At 56.2% G+C, this 24,147-nt stretch carries 24 protein-coding genes and 1 tRNA gene; 7 read left to right on the forward strand and 18 right to left on the reverse strand.

Annotated features, from left to right (window positions below):
* Positions 1-52: 52 nt before the first annotated feature.
* Positions 53-1,612, reverse strand: coding sequence for a catalase (locus tag BQ5353_RS01255; protein ID WP_231358446.1), 1,560 nt, complete (start codon positions 1,610-1,612; stop codon positions 53-55).
* A gap of 287 nt (positions 1,613-1,899) precedes the next feature.
* On the opposite strand from BQ5353_RS01255, the gene BQ5353_RS01260 reads away from it, so the two are divergent.
* From BQ5353_RS01260 to BQ5353_RS01270, 3 genes are read left to right on the forward strand one after another with little or no spacing between them, the layout of a single operon-like run.
* Positions 1,900-2,643, forward strand: a complete 744-nt coding sequence (locus BQ5353_RS01260; RefSeq protein WP_054331078.1) for an SDR family NAD(P)-dependent oxidoreductase — start codon at positions 1,900-1,902, stop codon at positions 2,641-2,643.
* Positions 2,644-2,662: 19 nt separating this feature from the next.
* Positions 2,663-3,424: a flavin reductase gene (locus BQ5353_RS01265; RefSeq protein ID WP_071427143.1), complete on the forward strand. Its 762-nt coding sequence runs from the start codon at positions 2,663-2,665 to the stop codon at positions 3,422-3,424.
* A gap of 38 nt (positions 3,425-3,462) precedes the next feature.
* Positions 3,463-3,846 (forward strand): Fur family transcriptional regulator, encoded by a 384-nt coding sequence (locus BQ5353_RS01270; protein WP_071427144.1) that lies wholly within the window; start codon positions 3,463-3,465, stop codon positions 3,844-3,846.
* A gap of 69 nt (positions 3,847-3,915) precedes the next feature.
* Here the strand turns inward: BQ5353_RS01270 and BQ5353_RS01275 are convergent, their stop codons facing one another.
* From BQ5353_RS01275 to BQ5353_RS01345, 15 genes are all read right to left on the reverse strand, one after another.
* Positions 3,916-4,470 (reverse strand): DUF3795 domain-containing protein, encoded by a 555-nt coding sequence (locus BQ5353_RS01275; protein WP_071427145.1) that lies wholly within the window; start codon positions 4,468-4,470, stop codon positions 3,916-3,918.
* A gap of 32 nt (positions 4,471-4,502) precedes the next feature.
* Positions 4,503-5,741: a redoxin family protein gene (locus BQ5353_RS01280; RefSeq protein WP_054331075.1), complete on the reverse strand. Its 1,239-nt coding sequence runs from the start codon at positions 5,739-5,741 to the stop codon at positions 4,503-4,505.
* A gap of 183 nt (positions 5,742-5,924) precedes the next feature.
* Positions 5,925-6,197: a DUF1905 domain-containing protein gene (locus tag BQ5353_RS01285; RefSeq protein WP_054331074.1), complete on the reverse strand. Its 273-nt coding sequence runs from the start codon at positions 6,195-6,197 to the stop codon at positions 5,925-5,927.
* A gap of 253 nt (positions 6,198-6,450) precedes the next feature.
* Entirely contained in the window at positions 6,451-7,359 is a 909-nt protein-coding gene (tsf, locus tag BQ5353_RS01290; RefSeq protein WP_071427146.1) for a translation elongation factor Ts, read from the reverse strand.
* Positions 7,360-7,459: 100 nt separating this feature from the next.
* Positions 7,460-8,194 carry a 30S ribosomal protein S2 gene (rpsB, locus tag BQ5353_RS01295; RefSeq protein WP_054331073.1) on the reverse strand — a complete coding sequence of 245 codons (735 nt, stop codon included), beginning with the start codon at positions 8,192-8,194 and terminating at the stop codon, positions 7,460-7,462.
* 257 nt (positions 8,195-8,451) lie between these two features.
* Complete coding sequence (locus BQ5353_RS01300; protein ID WP_071427147.1) at positions 8,452-8,742, reverse strand: YlmC/YmxH family sporulation protein; 291 nt, start codon at positions 8,740-8,742, stop codon at positions 8,452-8,454.
* A gap of 48 nt (positions 8,743-8,790) precedes the next feature.
* Positions 8,791-9,588: a M55 family metallopeptidase gene (locus tag BQ5353_RS01305; protein WP_054331072.1), complete on the reverse strand. Its 798-nt coding sequence runs from the start codon at positions 9,586-9,588 to the stop codon at positions 8,791-8,793.
* Between the two features lie 168 nt (positions 9,589-9,756).
* A complete protein-coding gene (locus tag BQ5353_RS01310) occupies positions 9,757-9,945 on the reverse strand; it encodes a GNAT family N-acetyltransferase (RefSeq protein ID WP_054331071.1) in 189 nt (62 codons plus the stop codon).
* A complete protein-coding gene (locus tag BQ5353_RS12855) occupies positions 9,945-10,082 on the reverse strand; it encodes a hypothetical protein (protein WP_162273095.1) in 138 nt (45 codons plus the stop codon). The genes BQ5353_RS01310 and BQ5353_RS12855 overlap by 1 nt, the downstream gene beginning before the upstream one ends.
* A gap of 251 nt (positions 10,083-10,333) precedes the next feature.
* Complete coding sequence (sigG, locus tag BQ5353_RS01315) at positions 10,334-11,104, reverse strand: RNA polymerase sporulation sigma factor SigG (RefSeq protein ID WP_054331070.1); 771 nt, start codon at positions 11,102-11,104, stop codon at positions 10,334-10,336.
* A gap of 92 nt (positions 11,105-11,196) precedes the next feature.
* Positions 11,197-11,889 carry an RNA polymerase sporulation sigma factor SigE gene (sigE, locus tag BQ5353_RS01320; protein ID WP_054331253.1) on the reverse strand — a complete coding sequence of 231 codons (693 nt, stop codon included), beginning with the start codon at positions 11,887-11,889 and terminating at the stop codon, positions 11,197-11,199.
* Between the two features lie 81 nt (positions 11,890-11,970).
* Positions 11,971-12,828: a sigma-E processing peptidase SpoIIGA gene (locus BQ5353_RS01325; RefSeq protein ID WP_054331069.1), complete on the reverse strand. Its 858-nt coding sequence runs from the start codon at positions 12,826-12,828 to the stop codon at positions 11,971-11,973.
* A gap of 407 nt (positions 12,829-13,235) precedes the next feature.
* The gene (locus BQ5353_RS01335) at positions 13,236-13,919 is read right to left on the reverse strand and encodes a DUF554 domain-containing protein (protein ID WP_054331068.1); all 684 of its coding nucleotides are present in this window, start codon (positions 13,917-13,919) and stop codon (positions 13,236-13,238) included.
* A gap of 95 nt (positions 13,920-14,014) precedes the next feature.
* The gene (locus BQ5353_RS01340; protein WP_071427149.1) at positions 14,015-14,830 is read right to left on the reverse strand and encodes a MerR family transcriptional regulator; all 816 of its coding nucleotides are present in this window, start codon (positions 14,828-14,830) and stop codon (positions 14,015-14,017) included.
* Between the two features lie 27 nt (positions 14,831-14,857).
* On the reverse strand, positions 14,858-15,463 hold the full coding sequence (locus tag BQ5353_RS01345; protein ID WP_071427150.1) for a GNAT family N-acetyltransferase: 606 nt from the start codon (positions 15,461-15,463) through the stop codon (positions 14,858-14,860).
* A 201-nt stretch (positions 15,464-15,664) separates the two neighbouring features.
* On the opposite strand from BQ5353_RS01345, the gene BQ5353_RS01350 reads away from it, so the two are divergent.
* On the forward strand, positions 15,665-18,817 hold the full coding sequence (locus tag BQ5353_RS01350) for a UvrD-helicase domain-containing protein (RefSeq protein WP_071427151.1): 3,153 nt from the start codon (positions 15,665-15,667) through the stop codon (positions 18,815-18,817).
* A 93-nt stretch (positions 18,818-18,910) separates the two neighbouring features.
* Here the strand turns inward: BQ5353_RS01350 and BQ5353_RS01355 are convergent, their stop codons facing one another.
* The gene (locus BQ5353_RS01355) at positions 18,911-19,966 is read right to left on the reverse strand and encodes an FAD-binding protein (RefSeq protein WP_071427152.1); all 1,056 of its coding nucleotides are present in this window, start codon (positions 19,964-19,966) and stop codon (positions 18,911-18,913) included.
* A gap of 327 nt (positions 19,967-20,293) precedes the next feature.
* On the opposite strand from BQ5353_RS01355, the gene BQ5353_RS01360 reads away from it, so the two are divergent.
* The gene (locus BQ5353_RS01360) at positions 20,294-20,932 is read left to right on the forward strand and encodes a TetR/AcrR family transcriptional regulator (protein ID WP_054331065.1); all 639 of its coding nucleotides are present in this window, start codon (positions 20,294-20,296) and stop codon (positions 20,930-20,932) included.
* 317 nt (positions 20,933-21,249) lie between these two features.
* A complete protein-coding gene (locus BQ5353_RS01365; RefSeq protein WP_162273096.1) occupies positions 21,250-22,647 on the forward strand; it encodes an MATE family efflux transporter in 1,398 nt (465 codons plus the stop codon).
* A gap of 183 nt (positions 22,648-22,830) precedes the next feature.
* On the opposite strand, the gene BQ5353_RS01370 is transcribed toward BQ5353_RS01365, so the two are convergent.
* On the reverse strand, positions 22,831-23,694 hold the full coding sequence (locus tag BQ5353_RS01370) for a DUF362 domain-containing protein (protein ID WP_054331062.1): 864 nt from the start codon (positions 23,692-23,694) through the stop codon (positions 22,831-22,833).
* 257 nt (positions 23,695-23,951) lie between these two features.
* On the opposite strand from BQ5353_RS01370, the gene BQ5353_RS01375 reads away from it, so the two are divergent.
* Positions 23,952-24,027: transfer RNA gene (locus tag BQ5353_RS01375), tRNA-Ala, on the forward strand.
* Positions 24,028-24,147: the final 120 nt, after the last annotated feature.

A 24,147-nucleotide genomic window follows, 5' to 3' on the forward strand; every position in this document is an offset into this window, starting at 1 on the left:
GTATTACAAAAAGAAATGGAGCCGGAGGCAACTGCCCTGGCTCCACCGCCTATTAATTCTGTCTTTTCCCTCCCTCTTCCATCTCCTTTGCCACCGCTTTGGCAAAGTCGGAATCCGCTTTGGAGAAATACCCCAATACCATGTCCCGGATCCGTTCCTGGACGGAAACCAACTGGGCAGCGATGTTTTCCACCAGGTGCTCCCTCCCCTCAGGGGTAAGGCTGCGGTATCGCTCTCCTGCCTGGGTAAAGTCGTCTGCCCTGGGGATTTCCTCCCGCACAATGTCCCCGGAGAGGCGTATCCCCTTCCCACTGGACAAGGTGGGCTGAGGCCGCCCAGTTCCCCGGGAGCGGTTGACTGGGATCTCCCCAAAGTCCGGCCCCAAGCGGAACCGCTGGGCATCTTTGTAGATAAAGGAGCGGCCCTGGAGCATCTTATCCGCCGAGAGTTCCGCCCCTTCCAGCAGATTGGTGGGTGCAAAGGCCAGTTCCTCCACCTGATGGAGGAAATTCTCTGGATTGCGGTCCAGGGTGAGCCGCCCCACCGGCACCAGGGGGATTTTGTCCTCTGGCCAGATCTTGGTGTCATCCAGCGGATCGAAGGACAGGGACTCCGCCTCTTCCGGCAGAAGAAGCTGTACCCGAAGTTCATATTCCACCGGCTGCCCCTTGGCAATGGCATCATACAGGTCCTGCCCTGCGATATCCGGATTCTCCCCAGCCAGTTTCATCGCTTCTTCCTGGTTGATGAATTCCTCCCCAGCCATGGGAATCCAGTGGTATTTGACAAACCGCCGCTCCCCCGCCTCATTGCACCACACATAGGTGTTGACGCTGCTGCCACGGATATGCCGCAGGCTCTTTACCGTACCCATATCGGAGTACAACCAGGTGATGAAATGGGTGGATTCCGGGGTTCGGGCCACAAACTCCCAAAACCGGTTGGGGTCGATGAGGCCGTTGACCGGCGAGGCGGAAAGGGCACGGATCGCCTCGGGGAACCGAATGGCATCCCGCACCAGAAACACAGGGATGTGGTTGCAGAGCAGGTCAAACACCCCGCAGCTGGTATAGAACTTGGTGGAAAACCCCCGCACATTCCGGGAGGTATCCGGGGTGCCTTTGTTGCTCACCGCCAGGGAAAAACGGGTGGCAACCGGGGTTTTTTCCTCCGGGTTCTGTAAAAAGCACAGCTTGGTGTATTCCGCCATCGACCGGTAGGGGCGGAAATACCCAGTCGCCCCATAACCCTTGGTGTGGACCACCCGGTCCCGGGGGCGGCTGTGTACGAACTGTTCCAGTGTTTCATGAAGTACCGTGTCTTGCAGCAACACCGGGCCGGTGGGGCCAACCGTCTGGGAGTGGAGTTCCTGGGGCGCATCCCCATAGGGATCGGTCTGGGATTCCCGGCCCCGGCTCTGCACAATAGAGGGCAGAGGCGCCGCCGGCTGGGGGATTTTTGTGGCAAGCCCCTTTCCCTGCATGGGATAATATTTTTCCTCCATAATGGTTTTGGGCGCCGGCTCTTTGCGCACCTCGGCGGACTGTGCCTTGGGGGCTGGGGCTTTGGCCTGCCCGTTGTTTTCCAATTTAAACCAACCGCTTTGTTCCACAGCTGAACCTCCTTTGTTTCCACACGCTTGTGGTGAGACCAATTTTTCGAATTCCTTCCATTTTATGCGGCTTTTTTGTCTGCCATACCCTTTTTGCCGGACACCTTTGTCCCTCAACGGATAAAATGGAAAATAAAATATACAAAAAAGGTTGACATTCCCTTGCCGCTGTGGTTTAATAAAATTAAGAATGATTCTCGTAGATTTGTCTTGCAAACTGGAAAGGGTTTTCATAAAGCGGTCTTTTCCTGTCAAACTAAGAAATATAAAAAGCAGGAGGAATGCATATGTTAAAAGGTAAGGTAGCCATTGTAACAGGAGGAACCCGTGGCATTGGTCTTGCCACCGTGGAAAAATTTTTGGAGAATCACGCTGCTGTGGCTCTGGCCGGCTCCCGGCAGGAAACCGCCGATAAAGCAGTTGCCCAGCTGCGGGAACGCTACCCAGACGCCCAGATTATGGGCATTGCCCCGGACCTGTCGGATACCGCCGCTGTGGAAGCCGCTTTCCAACAGGTAAAAGAAGCTTTTGGCCACCTGGATATTTTGGTCAACAACGCGGGAATCTCTCAGCGGGATTCCCTCTACAACTACGATCCCGCCGATTTTGAGAAGATTATAAACCTAAATGTCAACGCCGTGTTCCGCTGCACCCAATCTGCCGCGAAAATTATGAAGGAACAAGGCGGTGGAGTAATCCTCAACACCAGCTCTATGGTCAGCCTTTATGGCCAACCCGCTGGCTGCGGCTATCCCGCTTCCAAATTTGCCGTCAACGGATTGACCAAATCCCTTGCTCGGGAGCTGGGCAAAGACAACATCCGGGTCAACGCAGTAGCCCCCGGCGTCATCCGCACCGATATGGTCGCCGCGCTCCCGGAGGAGATGGTCCAGCGCATTGCCTCTACCATCCCTTTGGGCCGGATGGGCGAACCTGAGGATATTGCCAATGCATTCCTGTTTTTGGCAAGTGATATGGCCAGCTACATCACCGGCGCGGTACTGTCGGTAGATGGGGCTACCATCAGCTAATGGAAAGGGAGATTTGACCATGGATACGAAAATTTTTCGAGATCTATCCTATGGCGTGTATATCACCACCACCTTGGATGGCCAGCGCCCCACTGGTTGTATCACCAACAGTGTGATGCAGATCACCTCTTCCCCCGCTACCTTGGCGGTCAGCGTCAACCATGACAATTTCACCAATGGCTGCATCGCCAAAACCGGCAAGTTCGCCGTCTCCATCCTGCCGGAAAACACCGATCCCGTCTTGATCGGCGCTTTCGGCTTTCAGTCCGGCAAGGACAAGGATAAATTTGCCGGGGTAGATTATGAATTGGCGGAAGGCATCCCAGTGGTGAAAGCCAGCATGGGCTATATGGTCTGCAAGGTGATCAGCACAATGGAGACCTCTACTCACACCGTTTTTCTGGGGGAGGTCATCGCCGCCGAGGTCTACGAGCGGACTGCCCCTGCTATGACTTATGCCTATTACCATGCCGTGCTCAAAGGCAAGAGCCCCAAAAATGCCCCCACCTACCAACCCCCAGAAGAGGAATCCAAACCCAAGGCATCCTCCGGCGGTTTTGTCTGTCAGGTGTGCGGGTACGTCTACGAGGGGGAAGATCTCCCCACCGGCTTCACCTGCCCGGTCTGCGGCGTGAGCAGGGAGAATTTCAAACCCCGCAAACCCCTCTCGAAATTTATGTGCCAGGTCTGCGGCTACGTCTATGAAGGGGAGGAGCTCCCCGCCGGCTTCACCTGCCCAGTCTGCGGCGTGGGCAGGGAGAATTTTAAACAAATCAGCTGACACATCCCCCAAAGCTGTGCTGAAAGGAGGGCAATTCCATGACCAAACACCGCCAACTCATCCATCGAATTATTCAGGAAGCCGACGACCATCTAACCGCCGATCAAATCTACTTTTTGGCCAAACAGGAAATGCCTTCCATCGCCATCGGCACCGTGTACCGCAACCTCAATCTAATGGTGAAGGACGAGGAGATCCGCCGGGTGCAGCTGGCTGGGGAACCGGACCGGTTTGACCGTGCCCTTCTTCCCCATGACCACATGCTCTGCCAACGCTGCGGTAAGCTGCTGGACGTCCAGCTACAGGGGCTTCTCCAAAAGCTGGAGGAGGACACCGGCACCCCGGTCTTATCCTATGATTTGAAGATCAACATCCTCTGCCCCCAGTGCCGCAAGGAGCTGGATGAGGAAGGAAAACAGTAACCAAAAAGCTGCCCATCCCATAGAGGGATGGGCAGCTTTTTATGTATCTAATTTAAAAGAATATCCGCTTTACTTCTTGGGCTTCTTGTGCAGCTTCAACTCCACGCCCCGCTCATCAGCCCGCTCCCGAAACAGCCTCACCGCCAAAGCGGCCCGTTCCTTGGGGGATTGGGCGCCAGTGGTCTGGCTGGAAATCTCCTCCCAAACCTCCTGGCAGTCGGAAAGCTCCAACAGGTTGACCGCCAAGCAGAAGAAGGATTTGCGCCGTCCGTCGTTGTACCCCGCAAGGAGTTTTTCTAAAATGGCGGTCTTCTCCCCCAGCTCTTCGAGATAGGTTTCCATCCCCATTTTTTGGGCCCGGTCCAAATCCCGAAGCATGTGCTGATGGGTCAGGAACGAATCGAATTCCAAACTGTCCTGCAGGCGCTGGCAGGGGTATTCCTCACACAAAAAGCAGTATTCCACCCCACTGTGCTGCTGGCTGCACCGGATGACGGCGCAAGGCTGATGGCCCTCCCCTCCTCCGCAGCCTGGACAACCGTCCTCCATGTGGTGAATGGGGAACAAGCCGCAGTTCAGCCCACACAGGGAGAACCGCGGGTCAGATCTTCGGTAGTTTTTCATCTCGGCTTTTCCTCACAATCTCATGCAGTGTCCTAGCCCTGGCGGCTCTCCCCCTCCGGGAACTTGGGCACCGCGGCCTTCAATGCATCTTCTGTCAAAGTGTATAGGCTGGAGCGGGACACCGCTCCCCGCACCGCCCGGTGGATATACCCCTGGTCGTCGATAAAAATGGAAGTGGGAAGGCTGGTGACACCGTAGGCGGCAAACACCTCACCGGATACATCCATTACCACTGGGTATTCATATCCGCCCTTCTCCAGAAAGTTTTCAACGAACTCCAGGGATTGGTCGTTGGCGAAGGCGTATTCATCGGTCTTGGGATTTGCGACCCCCAAGACCACCAAATCCTCTTCATTGGAACCATAAACACGATAGATTTCCTTCAAGTCCGGCATCTCTTGGACGCAGTAGGGGCACCAGGTCGCCCAAAAATTGAGGATCACCGTCTTGCCCCGGTACTCGGACAAGGTGTGGGTATTCCCATACTGGTCCACCAAGGTGAAATCCGGGGCCTCCGTTTTGGCTTTTTCCTCCCCCTGGGAATTTCCTGAAGTGGCACCGCCAAGGTTCCCCCCTGCCCCGTATATTCCCGTCAGCATCATCACACCCACGATGATCAGCAGTATGCCGCCCGCTTTGGCGGTGAAGCGGACCACCCTCTGGTGTTTTTTAAAAAAGGATAGGAGGGCAGAAGTAAACCACCCCACAGCCAAAAAGGGCAGGACAAAACCAAGGGTATACACCCCGATGAGAAGGATTCCCTCCCCGCGGGAGGCAGCGGAAGACACCATCAGCAAAACACTTGTCAATGCCGGCCCTACACAAGGTGTCCAAGAAAAGCTGAAAGTGAACCCCATGACCAGGGCGGTGAGGGGATTCATAGCCAGTTGATCCAACCGGAAGGGCAGCCTCCGCTCCCGGCTCAGGGTGAAGGAGCGGAATACCCCCAGCTGGAACAGCCCGAACACCAAGACAATAGCGCCGCCAAGCCGGGTGAGCGCCACCCGGTGGCCGCTGAAAAACTCGCCCATAGCAGTGGCACCTAGTCCCAGCAGAAAAAAGGTCCCGCTGATGCCCAGGACAAAGAAAAAGGTATTGGTCAGCACCTTTCCCCGCTGATATGCGACTGTGCCGTCCTCCCCTACCGTCTGCGCACCGCCGGAAAGATAGCCGATGTACAGCGGCAAAAGGGGCAGCACGCAGGGGGAAAAAAAGCTGAGCAGCCCTTGAAGGAACACCGTAAGCACCGATATATTTTCTGTCCAATTCATAAACCATTCCTCCTTAAGGGGGGTTGCGATAGAAACCGGCCGGCCTTTTTCCCAATCAGTTGGGCAGCACATTTTTCTACTTATTTAGTGTACATTATTTTCCGCCGGATTGCCACCCATAGAATGACCAAACCGCTAGATGGTATTTTATGGGATTTGATATCTTTTTACAGGGCTTAGCCCTCAAGGCCGCTCCCACAGGAGGACATCCACCAAATCCCCCGGCTGTTTGCCCAATTTGGCCCGGATGTCTTTGCGCACCCCCAAAATATGCCCTGGGGTTTTCATCCGCACAAGGCTGCCATCATAAAGGGTTGTGCCATCAAAGACCACCTGGACTTTGACCCGGCCTTTGCCGAATTCCACTCTCACATCATAGGGAAATTCGATATAGGCCCCATCAATTTCCGGCACCTTTTGAATTACCGCTGTAAATTGGTATTTTTTCTCGTTCATGCCAATACCCCCTGCTAAAATATAAGGGCCGCTGCCACTTTCCGGCTATAGGCCCGCCTTTGATAGAATTCCCTATCCCGGCAAAAACAGTCAACGCCCGTCACAGGAGGTATCTGTAAGAGAGGCAGGTTCTGTGAATGCAGTAGAAAAACCGAATGGATCTTCCCGCAGCCGTTTTTCCAGCAGAAGAGAAAAAGCACCGGATTCTATGACAGATTCCGGTGCTTCCCCATCTTTTATTTCTGTGGAGAACTTATTTGATCATGCTGGCAACTTCATCCGCGAAGTTATCCTCTTTTTTCTCCAAGCCCTCGCCCTTCTCATAACGGACAAAGCCGGTGACTTTGATGCTGCCGCCCAGCTCTTTGGCCACCTTCTCGGTGTACTGGGTCACAGACAGATCCCCGTCTTTGATGAAGGGCTGCTCCAGCAGGCAGACCTCTTTGTAGTACTTGCTGATACGGCCCATGACCATCTTCTCAGCGATGTTGGCGGGTTTGCCCTCGTTGATGGCCTGGACGGTGAGGATCTCCTTCTCCTTCTCAATGGTCTCAGAGGGGACAGAAGCTTTGTCCAGGTAAGTGGGAGCGGAAGCGGCAACCTGCATGGCGATGTCTTTGGCGTAATCCTTGAACTCCGCTTTGTCGGCCAAGTCGGTCTCGAAGCCAACCATGACGCCGATTCTGCCGCCGCCGTGGATATAGGTGACGACCTCGCCTTCGTAGCGGGCAAACCGGCGGATCTTCATATTTTCACCGATGGTGAGGATCTTCTCCCGCAGCATGTCGGCAACGGTCTCGTTAGAGCCAGCCGCTTTGCAGTCCAGCAGGGCCTCAACGGTAGCGGGGTTCTGCTCGGCAATGGTTTTGGCGCAGGTGTCCACAAAAGCGATGAAGCTGTCGTTTTTGGCGACGAAGTCGGTCTCGGAGTTGACTTCGATGACAACGCCGATTTTCTTGGCCTCGTCCACATAGGCGTAAACTACGCCCTCAGCAGCGATGCGGCCCGCTTTTTTCGCAGCGGCAGCCAGGCCTTTCTCACGCAGAACCTCAATTGCTTTCTCCATATCGCCGTCGGTTTCGGTCAGCGCCTTTTTGCAGTCCATCATGCCGCAGCCGGTTCTCTCGCGCAGGGTCTGTACGTCTTTCGCTGTAAAAGCCATGTTGATTCCTCCAATAATATTTAAAATTCAGGTAATTTTACAGGAATATTGCAAAGATGCCCGAACAAAACTGCCCGGGCATCCTTCTTGCGAAGTGGGATTATTCAGCGTCGGCGACAGCTTCTTCTGCTGCATCCTCGGCTGCTTCCTGCACGCCCTGTCTGCCCTCGATGATCGCATCGGCCATGGTCTGAGCAATCAGCTTCACAGCGCGGATGGCATCGTCGTTGCCAGGGATGACATAGTCGACTTCATCGGGGTCGCAGTTGGTGTCCACAATGGCGACAACCGGGATGCCCAGTTTCTTCGCCTCAGAAACAGCGATCTTCTCTTTTCTGGGGTCGACAACGAACAGTGCGCCAGGCAGTTTGTTCATGGTCCGGATACCGCCCATGAATTTTTCCAGTTTCTCGATTTCCAGTCTGAGCTTGATGACTTCCTTCTTGGGCAGGCGGTCAAAGGTGCCGTCCTCCTCCATTTTCTGGAGCTGGTTCAGGCGTTCAATCCGGCGGCGGATGGTTTTGAAGTTGGTCATCATGCCGCCCAGCCATCTGGCGTTGACATAGTGGACGCCAGCGCGCTCAGCCTCTTCACGAACGGAATCGCCAGCCTGTTTCTTGGTTCCGACAAACAGCACAGTGTCGCCGTTGGCAGCAACGTCACGGACGAACATGTAAGCCTCTTCCAGCTTTTTGACGGTTTTCTGCAGGTCGATGATGTAGATGCCGTTGCGCTCGGTAAAGATGTACTGGGCCATCTTGGGGTTCCATCTTCTGGTCTGGTGACCGAAGTGCACGCCTGCTTCGAGAAGTTGTTTCATGGATACTACGCTCATTGATAAATCCTCCTTATGGTTGTGACCTCTGCGGCATGCGCCTTGCCTGGCAATCCGTTTTTGGACACCACAAACCAGGGCAATTATGCCGCATGCGTTTTTCCGGATTATTATAGCACAACAAAATGCACTTGACAAGCACTTTTTTAACTTTTCCCCTCTTCTCGGCCCAGATTGCCTAAGGGGTGTTCTGGAATATGGGTTGTCCCTATTCCGGTTGTGCGCCGGCCACGAAAAGCCATTGCACGGGAAGCCGGCTATCGGTTTCCCCGGCCGAACATTCGGAACCCCGGCCGCGGCCCCGGCGATGGGCAGTTAAAGTTGACCAGGATGGTGTCCTCCCCGATCAGCTGGATGTCACACCAGTTGATGACGATGTCATCCTCTCGGCCCAGAAGCCCAAACCACCGGTACCGCCCAAAGATCACCAGGCTGACAATCCGGGCGGTGGCGGTGTCCACCTCCACATCGCAAACGCAGCCAAGGCGCATCCCGTCCCGCATATTCACCACATCTTTGTACCGCAAATCGGTCACTCGGCAATACAAGAGCGCCACCTCCCCCTGTACTATATGAGAAAATGACGCCGGTTATGCTTATATGGTAAAGTAGAGGAAACGCAGAACCTCCATGTAGTCCCCCGACTCAAAGTGGGCAGTTTTTGCCTCCGCCAGGGAAGCTCCCGGGAACTGGGCGGCCCGGTAAGCCAAATGCTGTTCCTTAAAGCGCAGATCAACTGAGAAATGCTTGGGAAGCTTTACCACTTCAGTCCGGTGGGCTAAAACGGCCTCCTTGACGCCAGTTTCAATCTGTTCCACCGCAGTTTCGGGGTGGATGGAAAGGCTAGCGTTTCCAATACCTTCCAGTGTGGAGACAGTGGTCAGGCCGGGAATGAACTCACTGGAGCGTTGGCACAGGTTTTTGTCCCCGCTGACGAACACCACGGGAACGTTGTGGTAAGCAGCGGTGTAGGCATTGAGCATAAACTCGCTGCAGGTCTCGCCGTTGATGGCCACCCTGTCTACCTTGGAGACGTTGATGGTGTGCGCAAGGGGGTTGCCATCCCAGCTGGCAGCGGAGTGATAGCCGGTGCAGACCACCATGTCAAAAGTTCTGTCCAGTCCATCCATCATCAGCTGAGGGCTCCCAAACCAGCCCCGGATGATCCGGACGTTCTTGGGAAGATAGGAAGGGATGATGGTGCTGGCCGGGCCGTGGGCGTCTTTGATAACCACCTCATCTGCTCCCGCAGCCAGCGCCCCACGGCAAGCGGCCGCCACTTCTCGGGACATCTGTTCCTTAAAATACTGATGGCAGGACTCTTGGGCACGTGCCTCCTCCCAACGGGCAATCCCTGCGGTGCCTTCAATATCTGCACTGAGAAATACGCGCATGACACAGACTCCTTTCACGGTTTTAATTAATAATTAAATTATTTTTATTATAAATTAAATCCAGTGGAATGTCATCCTGTATCTTGGCTATAATTTGTTATATTTTTTGTGCTTGTTGCCTATTTTCCCCAAAAGTATCACCAAACAAAGACGCTGCCCTCCCCTTATCTACTCGTCCATCCGGGGGATGGGCCGGCCGTCGATGGAGGAGGGGACTTCCCCCACCACCTGGGCGCCCACTTTCCCATAAATCCCCACCGCTTGGGGGCTGGTGACAAAGGAGAAATTTGAAATCCCCCGCGCCCGGCACTGGGACAGACAGTGGTCGAAGAGCTTTCTTCCAACTCCCTGACCCATTAGGCATAGAAAAACTCCAGCTCCCCTTCTTTGGGCGAGAAGGCGTAAAATCCCAGGAGTTCCCCCTCCCGCTCCAGAACAAAAGCAGGGTACTTTTCCAGGAGCGCCTGGGTTACCCCATATTGCTCCACAAACACCGTCAAATATTCCTGCTATAGACCCAATAGGCCTCCGATTCCAATGCTAGGCGGGAAAGGGTTTCCCCACTCCTCCCCCTTAGCCCGGGAATCCGTCCCATCGCAAAACCCCTCCTAAAAGCAAAAATAGGACAACAACTGGTCTACCCAGTTATTATCCTATTCAAAGAGGGGGTTGTCAAAGGGGAGATCGGGCGGGAATCTGCTAGGATATCCCCATGTGGAACCACGCCCCACAGCTTCAAGCCGTGTCACATCTGCTTTTTGATCCGATCCAAGGCCCCTTTTTCCAACCGGCTGACCTGGGCTTGGGAGATCCCCACCTCTTTGGCTACCTCCACTTGGGTCTTTCCGGTGAGAAACCGCAGGGAGAGGATCCGCTTTTCCCGGTCGCTCAGGTTGGTGATGGCGTCTTTGAAGCTCAGTTCATCCAGCCAGTCGGTGTCCCGGGAAGGGTCCCCCACCTGGTCCACCACATAGATGGTGTCCCCGCCGTCGGAATAGACCGGCTCGTACAGGGAAACTGGCTCCACAATGGCCTCCAAGGCCAGGACCACGTCCTCCTTGGGGACGTCCATCCGCTTGGCGATCTCCTCCACAGTGGGCTCCCGGTTGTTCTCGGCGATCAGCGCCTCTTTGACCTGCATGGCCCGGTAAGCGGTGTCCCGCATGGAGCGGCTGACCCGGATGGCGTTGTTGTCCCGCAGGTAGCGGCGGATCTCCCCAATGATCATCGGCACCCCATAGGTGGAAAACTTGACCATCAAATCCGGGTTGAAGTTGTCGATGGCCTTGATGAGACCGATGCATCCCACCTGGAAGAGATCGTCCATGTTCTCCCCCCGGTTGGTAAATTTCTGCACCACGCTGAGCACCAGGCGCAGATTGCCTTGGATCAATTCTTCCCGGGCGGCTTCATCCCCCGCTTTGGCCCGCTTCAAAAGCTCTACCTTCTCCGCTTCTTTCAACACCGTCAATTTTGATGTGTTGACCCCACAGATTTCCACTTTGTTGATGTACACCGGCCCATCCCCTTTTCTGATTGCTACAGAATTCAGTATGGGCAGTCCCTCGGGGAGAAATGCAGGGCGGTGTTTTCCAATTTTTGAGCAGCTTACACCAATTTTTCCAAATCCTTTTTCAGCCGTTTGATGATCCGCTTTTCCAGCCGGGATATGTAGGATTGGGAGATGCCGATGACGTCTGCCACCTCCTTTTGGGTCCGCTCCCGGCCGTCTAAGATGCCAAACCGCAGCTGCATGATGGTCCGCTCCCGATCCCCCAGCCGGTTGATGGCGTCCATGAGGATGCCCCGCTCCACATCCTGTTCAATGGGGCGGTTGATGCTGTCGGAATCGGTGCCCAGCACATCGGATAGAAGCAGCTCGTTGCCGTCCCAATCCACGTTGAGGGGCTCGTCGATGGAAATTTCATTCTTCTGGGACTGGCATTTGCGCAGGTGCATGAGGATTTCATTCTCAATGCAGCGGGAAGCGTAGGTGGCCAGCTTGATATTTCGCTTGGGGCAGAAGGTGTTCACTGCCTTGATCAGGCCGATGGTTCCGATGGAGATCAAGTCCTCCACCCCGATGCCGGTGGATTCAAACTTCCGGGCGATGTAGACCACCAGCCGCAGGTTGTGGACAATGAGCTCCTGCTTGGCGGATTCGTCGTTGTTCTCCAGCTTGACAAAGATCACCGCCTCTTCTGCCTGGGTCAACGGCGGCGGGAGGGTCTCCGGCCCGTTGATGTAGTAGACCGGATGGGCCAAAAACCGCAGGACAATCCCCCGCAGCCAGCCCAGCATCCGGCGGCCCTTTGTTTTTGTTTCCATTGCCATACCAGCAAGCACCTGCCTTCTATAATGTAGCCTTTTCGGCCCAAAGGATCATTGCAGCACGTGAGAGACCTCCAGCGGCAGCACCAACCGGTACCCCTCTCCCCCCACCGGGGCATTGGAAATGGCGAGGAAGCATTCCCCCGCCGGGATATGCCTCCCCTCCCGCAGCAGTTCCATGCCATCCAGCCGGACCGCCGGCAACAGGCCTGGCCCTGTGGCATCCCGGTAAGGGATCAGCCGCAGGCTGGGTGGATAGCCCTCCCCCTTTTGGATGGCTTCCATCTCCTCCACCGTGAGGAGGGAGAGGACATCCGAAAGGCTGCACAGTGCCACAGGCAGCCCGGAAAAAGGCTCCCGCAGGTGGTTGCCGGTGTCAAAGAGTGCGGGCAGAACCAAACGATTCTCCCCCCGGCGCAGGGTGGCAGCTAGCCGTTCCCCTGCGGCCTGCTCCCGGTGGAATATCCGCTGGAATACCGTCAGCAGCAGATAAGCGGCCCCGGTAAAGAGGATGAGGGTCACCGGGCGGATGTCGAAGTACACCACGCCGCTGTTGTAGATCATCCCCCGGGGGGAGAAGGCCATCCACAGGCCCAACATCGCCCCGGCAAACAAAAAAGAGCTGCAAAAGAAGATCAGCAGCTCCTTGCAGAATTTTCGCCACCCCCCAAAGGGGAAAGCCACAAAGACCATGGCCGCCGCTGCAACGAAACGGAAAAGGCCCATGCCCAGCACGCTTTCCTGGGGGAGGAATATCCCCAGGGAAAACCCCGCCCCCAGCAGAGCCCCCCAAAAGAGGCGGAGCCGCACCACCGGCTGCCGGGCCAGGTGGAAAGTCCCCAAAAGAAGAAAGTAGTTGACCACAAAATTGATGGCCAGCAGCACATCCACATAAACGACCTGTGTCATAGCGGCCTCCTTGGTGTTTCTAATCCTGTCTCCTATTATAGGGCGGGACCTGGGGCAGAGGCTGTCGGAACCGGTGGGAAAATCCTGTCAAAAAACTCAAGGCCGCCCCTTTCCCTCCCCAGCGGATTCCCCGCTTTTTTGACCGGCTGCACCCTCTATTTTGGGCAAACCAAAGGTGGAATCCCCCTTCTTTCGGGGCGGTTTTCCTCCCTTCGCCGCTTTTCTCCGGCGCGCCAACAGGTTTGCACCGGTGGGTTCCTGGGGCTTCGCGCGTCTCCTGGCGGGGAGCTTTTTAGGGGCCGTTTCCACCCGCGGATTCCACCTGAATGGCGACTGTGGCAACGCATCTCTTTAAAACTGCCAAAAAATAAAAAACAGCCGCTTGTGCGGCTGTTTTTGTCATTCGATTATAGACCCAGCAACCCCTTCCCCAGGAAGAAGATGGGCGGTACCAACAGGGCAGGCAGCAAGTTGAGGGTTTTGCAGTCCTTGATTTTCAGGATGGATAGGCCGGAACTGGCGATGAGGAACCCGCCTACCACTGAAATTTCGGTCAGCAGTTCCGGAGTGAGAAACCCGGAGAGCATCCCCGCCCCCAGGTAGATGCTCCCCTGCCAGCAGAAGAGGAACACCGCCGCCAAAGCGATGCCGACCCCATAGGTGGAGGCCAGCACCATAGAGGTGACAAAATCCAAGGTGGCGTTGGTGAACAAGAAGGTGTTGTCCCCATGGAGGGCACTCTCCATCGGTCCCAGGATGGACAAGGTCCCCATACAGAAAAGGAGGATGGCGGTGGAGAGCCCCTGCCCCAGGTTGCCGGAGGCGAATTTGCCAGTCAGCTTTTGGAACCGGCCATCCACATTGAGGATAGTCCCCACCAGGCTGCCCACCGCCAGGCTGACAATAAACAGCACCGGATACTGGCTTTTGGGCATGTTCTGCACCACCGAATTGATCCCCAGGCCCACGGCGGCAAGGCCCATGGCATGAAAAAGCCCCTCCTGATACTCCTCCCGGATGCCTTTTTTCACTACGCTGCCGATGAGGCTCCCGGTCAGGATGGTGGCGGTGTTGACAATGGTTCCAATCATAGCGGTACGCTCCTTTTTCTGATGTATAGGAACAGAGTAAACCCTCAAGTGGCTAGAGAGTCAAGAGAGGCAAAAAAATTTCCCGGGGAAACCTCTTACCGGGAAAAAGGGATTTGTAGTTCGGTGACAAACTGGGCTTCATCCCCGGTGATGCCCCCGTCGATAAGGGCAATCTCCACCGAATCCCCCGCTAACCGGTACCCCCGCTCCGATAGATAGGCCAGCATCTGCCGGTAATAGGACGCCGCATCCTGATGAACCCCGCCAAACCGAAGAACCAAATACTCCGATGCCGCAAGGCAGGTTTGCGCCTCCGCCTGCTCCCGCCCTTCCAAGAACACAAAGATGCCGCAAAACCGGTCCATCCGGCGGGTGAGGAGATCCTCCCGGCTGACTGCCACCCCCACCTTCCCCAAAAACATGGCCGCCTCCAGTCGGTTCTGCCGCTCCAGCTCCCGGATGGGGAGTTCCAAATCCTCATCCAACGGGATCTCCCGGCGCAGGTACGCTACAGGGCGGGGGCCGAACCAGCGCTCCTCGATGACCTCCCTTTGCCCCGTCTGGGCTTCCTCCAGCTGGGCAAGGCGGTTTTGCAGCTTCTGTTCCGCCAATTCCAACTCCTGACGGTGCCGGGCAATCTCCCCTTGCTGTTCCCGCAAAAGGCCGACAAGGCCAGGTAGTTCCCGGTTTTCACAGACGCATTTGATTTTGCCAATGGGAACCGAAAGGCCCCTCAGGTATTTGATGGTGTTGAGCCGTTCAAACTGCCGGGTGGAGTAGTACCGGTAGCCGGTGGCGGGGTCGGTGTATTCCGGCGGCAGCAGGCCGATTTGATCGTAATACCGCAGGGTGGGGACGCTGACCGCAAACAGCTTGGCCATCTCCCCGATGGAGAATAAAGTTTTTGTCATATTTCCTCCTCGCGCTGGAGAGCTCCTTCACAGCTCCTCTTTAAAATGCATAGGATGGCGTTCCCAATAGCCCCGGTAGACCCGGTCACTCCGCCCATCCAGGTTGAGCTGATACAGCCGGAACACCACCGGAAAGCCCTTGGGCTGCCACTGCTCCTGATAGGAGTAGCAGTAGGCCATGCCCAGTTTTTGCATCACCCTGCCGCTGGCGGGGTTCTCCCGGTCGTGGGTGGCGGTTAGGTAGGGGACCGACCCCCTCTGCCGCAGGTGTTCCACCACCGCCTGGCAGGCCTCGGCGATCATGCCGTTTCCCCAATGCTCCCGGGCGATAGCATAGCCGAGATCATAGGGCTCCCCCTCCCCCAGATGGACATACCCGACGGGCTGTTCGTGCCCTTTTCGGCAGACGGCGTAACGGTATCCCCAAGGCTTGTGGTAAAATTCCAGATACTCCCCCAAAAGCCGCTCTGCCTCCGCCCTCTCCACAAGTGGGAACCAAGGGAGGAAGGTGTTGACCTCCCTATCGCTCATAAGGGCAAACAGGGCATCCTCGTCCCCTGGGGCAAACCGCCGCAGGATCAGCCGGCTGGTTTCCAGTTTTGGGGTGTTTTCCGTCTGTGGAAAATCGCTCATGGTGCATCCTCCTTTCGGGAATGCCTCAGGCATCCCTTTATTTGGCAACATTGTACTACAAGAGGGCAGAAAAGTCGACAGCCCCTGCCGTGGAAAAGGGGATTTCCCCTTTGAAAAAGCCTTTCTTCACATTGCGGGGGGCCGTGAAAGATGCTATCATAGGCTTTGTTGACACATATTGACATTGTTAGGGGGATTGTTATGTACATAGCAGACCTGCACATCCACTCCAAATACTCCCGGGCTACCAGCCGGGACGGCGACCTCCCCCACCTGGACTACTGGGCCCGGCGCAAGGGCATTGCACTGGTGGGGACCGGCGACTTCACCCACCCCGCTTGGCGCCAGGAGCTGGAGGAGCGCCTGGCGCCGGCAGAGGATGGCTACTACACCTTAAAAGAGGGATTCCGCCTGCCTCTCTCCATAGCTGGGGAAACACCCCCGCCCCGGTTTGTCGTCACCGGGGAGATCAGCAACATCTACAAGAAAAACGGCCGCACCCGCAAGGTGCACAACCTGATCCTCCTTCCCAGCCTGGAGGCGGCGGACACCCTCTCCCGGCGGCTGGAGGCCATCGGCAACATCCACTCCGATGGGCGGCCCATCCTGGGGCTGGACAGCCGGGACCTCCTGGAGATCACCCTGGAAGCCTGCCCAGAAGCCATCTTCATCCCCGCCCACATCTGGACCCCCCACTTCTCCATGTTCGGGGCCTTCTCCGGTTTTGACACGGTGGAGGAGTGCTACGGCGATCTGACCCCCTACATCCACGGGGTGGAGACCGGCCTTTCCTCCGACCCGCCCATGAACTGGCGTCTCTCCGCCTTGGACCGGTTCACCCTGCTCTCCAACTCCGACGCCCACTCCCCTCAAAAGCTGGGACGGGAGGGGAACCTTCTCACCTGCCACCTCACCTACCCAGCCCTTTCCAAGGCCATTGAGACCGGGGAGGGCTTTGCCGGCACCTTGGAATTCTTCCCCGAGGAAGGCAAATACCACCTGGACGGCCACCGCAGCTGCGGCCTCTGCCTCACCCCCCAGGAGACCATCGCTTACGGCGGCAAATGCCCGGTCTGCGGCAAGAAAATTACCATCGGGGTGGAACACCGGGTGGAGGAACTGGCCGACCGGCCGGCGGGTTTTCTGCCCCAGGGCCGCAAGCCCTTTGAAAGCCTCGCCCCCGTGGACGAGGTGATCGCCGCCTCCACTGGGGCCTCCCTGGGGGTGAAAACCCAGCGGCTCTGCGACCGGTTGGTGGAGGAACTGGGCCCCGAATTCGCCATCCTGCGGGAAATCCCCATCTCTGACATCGAGCAGGCGGCAGGCCCCTGCGTGGCCGAAGGCATCCGCCGGATGCGGCTCGGTCAGGTGGAGCGGTCCGCCGGGTACGATGGGGAATACGGTTCCATCTCCCTCCTTTCCCCCGAGGAAATTGAGTGCATCAGCGGCCAGGTCTCCCTCTTCAGCGCGCCAGAAGCCGCTCTCATCCGCAAAAAGAAACCGGCACCCCAGGTGAAATACCCCAAAGTCCTCCCCCCTGCCCAGGAAGCGCCCCGGCCGCTGGCCCAAGGGCTCAACCCCCAGCAGCAGGAGGCGGTGGAAAGTCTCGATCCGGCCGTCGCGGTGGTGGCCGGCCCCGGCACCGGCAAAACCAAGACCTTGGTGGCCCGGGTGGTCCACCTCATCCGGGAAGAGGGGGTCAAACCCCAAGAGATCACCGCCGTCACCTTCACCAACCAGGCAGCCGCTGAGATGCGCCAGAGGCTGGAACAGGAACTGGGCGGCAAACGAGCGGTCAAAGGGCTGACCATCGGCACCTTCCACGCCATCTGCCGGGGGCTTTTGGGGGAAGTTCGCCTGCTGACCGAGGAGGATTCGCTGGCCCTTGGGGAGCAGCTTCTCGCCGACCTGGGGCGCAAGGGCTCCCCGCAAAAGCTGGTCCGCCAGGTCTCCCAGCTTAAAAACGGCTGCCCCTCCGATCTGGAAAAAGATGTTTTTGACGAATACTGCCGCCGCCAGCAGGCCACCGGCCTCCTGGACTTTGACGACCTTCTCCGGCGGGCGCTGGAAGAGGACTTTGGTGGGAATCCCGCTTTCCACCACCTGCTGGTGGACGAGTTCCAGGACTGCAACGACCTACAATACCAGCTGGTGCGCCAGTGGAGCCAAGGGGGAAAAAGCCTCTTTGTCATCGGCGATCCAGACCAGTCCATCTACGGGTTCCGGGGCGCCCAAGGCCGGTGCTTCGACCGCCTGCGGGAGGATCTGCCCCAGCTGAGGACCATCCGCCTGACTGAAAACTACCGCTCCACCCCGGAAATCCTGTCCTGTGCCCTTTCCGCCATCGCCCCCAATCCAGGGGAGGGGCGGGTGCTCCATCCCAACCGGGAAGGCGGTCCCAGGGTGCGGCTGGTGGAGGCGGACAGCGAAATGGCCGAAGGGATCTTCCTCGCCAAGGAGATCAGCCGGATGGCTGGCGGCGTGGATATGGTGGAGTCCGACCAGGCGGCGGCCCGCAGCGAGTACCACCCCTTTTCGGAGATTGCGGTGCTCTGCCGGACCCACCACCAGCTGGACTTACTGGAAAAATGCCTGCGCCACGACAGCATCCCCTGCCTCATCTACGGCCGGGAGGATTACCTTTGTGACCCCCAAGTGCGGGGGCTACTCAGCTTCTTTCGCTGGATGAAGGACCCCGGCGACACCGCCATGCTGGAACAGGCCCTCTCCAAACTCTGGGATTGCCCAGCGGACTTAATCTCCCGCGTTCAAGGGGTTTTTAATAGCTGTAAAGCAATTGACCTTGACAGCCTAAAAGAAGCATTTTCCGGCTTTGGCCACCTGGAATTGTGGCTGCGTGCAGTGGAGGACACCCTCCCCCATTTTTGCCGGGAAAAGCCCCGCAAGCTGTTCGAACGGCTGCTGGGTGGGGAAAAACCCTCCCGTCCAGTAGAGAAGCTGCTGCACGCCGCCTCCTTCCACTCCACCATGCCCTCCCTGTTGGATGCCCTACTGCTGGGAAGGGAAGGCGACCTCTGCCGGGCTTCGGGCAAGGCTTATGCCCCCGGTGCAGTGCGGCTTATGACCCTCCACGGCGCCAAAGGATTGGAATTCCCGGTGGTGTTCCTCTGCGGGGTAAAAACCGGGATGCTCCCCTTGGAATCCCCCCAGCATCCCACGGACCCAGAGGAGGAACGGCGGCTCTTCTTTGTGGGGATCACCCGGGCGCGGGAGGAATTGATCCTCACCACTTCCCCGGAGCCCTCCCCTTTCCTGAACGGTCTGAGGGAGTTGGATCGGGAGCACGCCGGCCCCAAACGCTCGGCTAATATGGAACAGCTGACCCTCTTTTAAAGCAGAAGCGCCTCCCCATCCCGATGAGACGGGGAGGCGCTTTTTCGATTTGCACACGGCGGTATTCTGGGTGCCCGCTCATGCGCCAACTGGTCAGCGGGCTTTTCCCTCTCCAAAGAGCCGGATGCTGGTGATCCCGGAGGCCATCACCAGACTGCGAAAAAAAGGCTGGTACATCCCCAGGCACTTGATGTTTTTGAGGAGCAGCTTCCACCGCAGGCTTCGGGTTTTTTGGAAGTAGGCCCGATGGGGGTCTGGTTCCCCTAAGCTTTCACAAAGGGCCACGGCGCTGTTGATGGCGGAGCTGATCCCTTCCAGCGAACTGGGGCTGATAAATCCGGCTGCCTCCCCAATGAGGAACACCCCATCCCCGCCGCAACAGAAGCTCTTGGGGCTTTTGGGACGGAGCACCAGGCAGGCTTCGGTCTTGACTGGCTCCCCAAAGGGGAAGCCATACTGCCGCAGTTTCTCTTTCTGCCGTTCAAATTGAGCGCGACAGCTTTTGGGGGCAAAGGCACCGCCGTAGATCAGGTACTCATCCTTGTGGATGGTCCAGGCGCAGCAGTCGGTAGTTTCCGGGTCAAAGATACAGGAATAAAAAGGACGGGTTGCCACATCCTTGGCCAAAAACCACTGCTGGATGGCCACATACCGCCGGGTTTTCAGCGGCCCGAAGCACTGGCTTCGCACTACGGAACCCGCGCCGTCTGCCCCCACCAACTGCTTGGCAAACACGGTGTGGAGGCTTCCCCCGGCAGAATAGCCCACTAGGAAGCCCCCTCCCTGCCGCCGGATGGAACAACACCGGCCGCAGACCTGTTCCACCCCTGGGGGCAGAATGGACCGAAGCCAGAGGTCAAATTTCTCCCGATCCAGATTGATGTACATCCGCTGGTAATGGCGCTCCTTCCAGGTGGCCAGGTCGATGGTTTTGACGGCGAAGATTTGCGGGTCCACCAGGATTTCCTTGGGCAATGTGATTTCAAACCGGGCCAATGCCTTTTGGGCGTCTGGGGAGAGCAGGCCGCCGCAAGGCTTGGGACGGCCGTTTTGATCCAGCAGAAGGATTTTTCGGTTTTCCCCGGCAATGCGGGCAAAGGTCGCCCCTGCTGGGCCGCCGCCCACTACTACTATGTCAAACTGCTCCATGGCATGCCCTCCTGTTTGTTCAACGGTTTCCAATCTTCCCCAATAATCGCTTTGCGATCATTGTACCATAGAAATCAGGGTGAGGTCGAGTATCCGCACAGTTTTCCAAATGGCCATAATCCTGCTGCAAGCGGAAACCACATCCTATTTTAAAAGAAACCCGCCATTCTAGCCCATCTTTTCCAGAAAATTTTCGGGATATTCACGGAATTTTTGGAAGAAAGCACAAAACACTGATGAAAAATTTGCAACTTTCCCCTTGACGCTGGGATAAAACGGTGCTATCCTATTCATTGAACAAACGTATAATGAAAGTGAGATGATCCCTTGGCACGGGCTGAAAAAGCCACTATGCGGCAGGAACAGGCCGCAGAAACCAAACAAAAGCTGCTGGATTCCGCCCGGAAACTCTTTGCCGAAAGGGGCTTTTCCGGCACTCCAGTGCGGAGCATCAACCGCAGTGTGGGCCTTGCCGACGGCCTTCTGTACCACTACTTCCCCGGCGGCAAAAAGGAGATTTTTCAGGTGATTGTGGAGGAGAGCTTCCGCCGGATACTAGAGGAAATCCACCAGCGCAGTCTGGAGGACAATTTTGACGGCATCCCTCTGGAAACTGTATTGGAACAGGTCTACCGCAACTTCGCCGAAATCCTCCGAGACAATCTGGACATCTTCAAAATCTTCTTCCGGGAAGGTGAAGTCCGGGAATTTATCTCGTGGGATGAGATCGACTCCATCCTCAAAAACCGGTACCGCTGGCTGCCTGAACTGCTGAAACAGCGGGCGGAAGCGGGTGAAATCCGGGAAATGGATTACGAAAGCGCCGCCGACACCATCATCGCCTTGATGATAAATCACTTGATGGCCAAATTGGTGGGTATCGTCCCCCCCCATTTGAGCGATCCCCAAAAGCGGGCGCGGCTGATTCGGTATCAGGTCAGCTTATGGAAAATCCCTCGCCCTTGAGGCCGGGGGTTTTTTACAGCAAGGCAATATGCAGCGGCCTCTGAAGTGCTGGCCAATGCCCTATCAACTGGGCATATACAGACAAAATAGGATGCGCACCATAGAACACCTGCATGGCGCGCCTTGTATTTTTGTGGGCTTAAGACCTCAATGGGGACAGTGTGCCTGTACGCGGGTTCAAAAAAGCTGTTTCAGCTATTTTTTTACGCCTTTTTGTTCAACAAATGTTCAACACAATTACATCCACTCATTCTAGAAAGAAAGGATATGGGCGCGGCACGGGATACTTCCTCCTGCGGCGCCCGCAGGTTATGACTATGGAAAATCGGGAATCTTACATATTGGGGGAGATGAAAATCTCCAAAGCTTTTTGGACATTGGCCCTCCCCGCAATCTTGACTATGATCGCCAAGTCGGTGTACAGCGCCGTGGACACCATGTACATCGGTTTTTTGGGCAACAACGCCGCTTTGGCCGCTGTGGGCATTGTCAGCCCGCTTCTGGTACTCCTTCAATCCTTTGAGACGGTCCTCTCCCAGGGTATCTGTGTGCTAGTTGGCCGCAAACTGGGCGAAGGCAAAAAAGAAGAGGCGGATTCGATCGTCTCCACTACCCTGGCCACCTCGATTGGGTTTGGCATCTTTTTCTGCTGTGTTTCCTTCCTCTGTATGGACCCGCTGCTGAAGCTCTTCGGCGCTTCGGCGGAAGTCCTTCCTTATGCGCGGCAATACGGCGTTTGGGTGTTTGTCAGCATCCTGTTTACCATGCCTGCCGCCTGCCTCAACAACGCGGCCCGCGGCGAATCCGCTGTAAAGGTAGCCTCCAATTCCATACTCATTGGCACTTTGCTCAATGTAATCCTGGACCCCATCTTCATCTTTGATTTTGGCTTAGGACTGGGGGTTGCTGGCGCATCTATTGCCACCACCATTTCTCAGGCAGTCAGCCTCTTGTGCGTGGCTTCCTACTACATCCGGGGCAAATCTTTGGTAAAAATCCGCTTCTCTGCTGTGCACCATCACAAGGCTATGTACCGGAACCTCGTCTCCATCGGGCTGCCCATGGCAGTGTTTCAATCGCTGATCAGCGGTGCTTCCGCCTTCACCAACAGCGCCATGGCTGGTTTGCCTGACGGTGACATCTACATCACCGCTTATAGCGTTATCCAAAAACTGGTAATTATTGTAACCTTCATCTTTTTGGGACTCATCCAGGGTCTGCAGCCTATCCTGGCCTTCAGCGCCGGCGCCAAAAATGGCAAGCGGTTCCGGGAAGGGCTGGCCTACTCTGCTAAAATGTTAGTACTGGTGGCATTGTCCATCAGCGCCGCTTGCTTCTTCAGCGGGAAATGGATTATGTCCCTCTTCTCTCCTGACCCCTCGGTCACCCAAGCGGGCGAGCTTCTGCTTCGTTCCCAGACCATCTTCTGCGCCATGTTTGCCATGTCCTTTTTGATAATGGTCGCCTTCCAGGCACTGGGCAAAGGCGTCCAGGGAATTATTATCGCCATCTCGCGCCAGGGCCTTCTGTATATTCCCCTGGTGACAATCCTGCCTCGGTTCTTCGGATTCAACGGCGTGCTGGCCGCCCAGCCCATCGCCGATCTTCTGTCACTTATCCTTGTGGCCTGTATGTTCCCTCAGCTCAAACGGCTTACCCATCAGCTAGAGGCAGAAAAACTCCCCGAAGGATCGCAACCAGAAACAGGGAAATAAACATACCAAAGGCCCCGGATGGATTCCGGGGCCTTCCCCATTTGCCTTGACAGATCAAAACCTTATCAAGGCCCGCTACGGTTGTGCTATTCCTTTAGAATTCTAAAAATTCAGGAGAACAAAAGCGCGGGAGGCTGTTTTACAGCCTCCCGCGCTTTTAAAGTGAATTCAGATACACAGTTTCTACAGCTCAATCAGCTCATACTCCCGGGTGCCGACGCCCAGAGCCGCCGCAGCCTCCACTGTGAGGATGCCGTGTCTCGACTCAATGCGTTCAATCAGATCCGCCTTGCCGGGATCATCGGAACGGTACACCAGATCCAGGCAAGCCTGATCCAATGCCACCGGGTCGGTAGAGGAGAGAATACCGATATCTTTGATCTTGGGGTCCTCCGCTACGGCGCAGCAGTCGCAATCCACCGACATGTTGCACATCACATTGATGTAGACAATCTTGTCGCCGAAATAATCCACAATGGATTTGTCCGCGTCCGCCATCGATTCCAGGAAGGAATCGTGGTCTGCCGTCCAAATCTCTTCCGCCTTGCCGGCTCCATGGATATGCGCTTTGCCGTATGCGGAAGCAATGCCGATGGAGATGTTTTTCAGCGCGCCGCCAAATCCGCCCATGGGATGGCCTTTAAAGTGGGAGAGCACCAGCATGGAGTCGTAATTTTTTAAATGGCCGCCCACATAGTTGGTTTTGAGCCATTTGCCGTTGGGGATGGGCAGCTCCATGTCCCCGTCTTCATCCATGATATCCACAGTGCAGATGTCGGTCCAGCCATGGAGCTTCATGGTCTCCCAATGATCTTTTGTGGTGTTGCGTTTGCCTTCATAAGCGGTGTTGCACTCCACAATGGTGCCATTCACGTGGTCGATCACCGGCTTTAAAAAGGCCGGGCGGATAAAGTTCTGGTTCCCCACTTCGCCGGAGTGAAGCTTTACCGCCACTTTGCCCGGCAGCTTGACCCCCAGCGCCTCATACATCTTAACCATTGCCTCAGGAGTGAGCTCCTTGGTGAAGTAGACTTTTGCTTTTTCCATCATTCATTGCTCCTTTTCCTATATGATATATGGATGTTTTTCTCTGTGCGCAACCTTACAGGAAGAGCCGCCGCCCCCACAACTGCCCGTGCAGGATCCGCGCCCTCTTCGTTTACCTATATTATAAAACTTGGAGCCAACTCTAAGTCAATAGGTTTTTGTGCTTTTCTGATAATAATATTCCATTTGCCAACCCCAAAACCCAATAAAGTAATGATTGACAAATGGAAAAACCTGTGGTATTATAATAGAGCTTTGGGGGCGTAGCTCACTTGGGAGAGCGCTTGAATGGCATTCAAGAGGTAGTCGGTTCGATCCCGATCGTCTCCACCAAAAAACAGAGAACTGGACTTGGCAAAACGAGTGTCAAGTCCAGTTCTTTCTTTAAAAGAGTAACAAACACACAAAATATTTTTGGGGCAGGCCAATTGGCCTGCCCCTTTTCAATAGGTT

The sequence above is a fragment of the Merdimmobilis hominis genome (assembly GCF_900104615.1).
Classification (GTDB): Bacteria; Bacillota; Clostridia; order Oscillospirales; family Ruminococcaceae; genus Merdimmobilis; species Merdimmobilis hominis.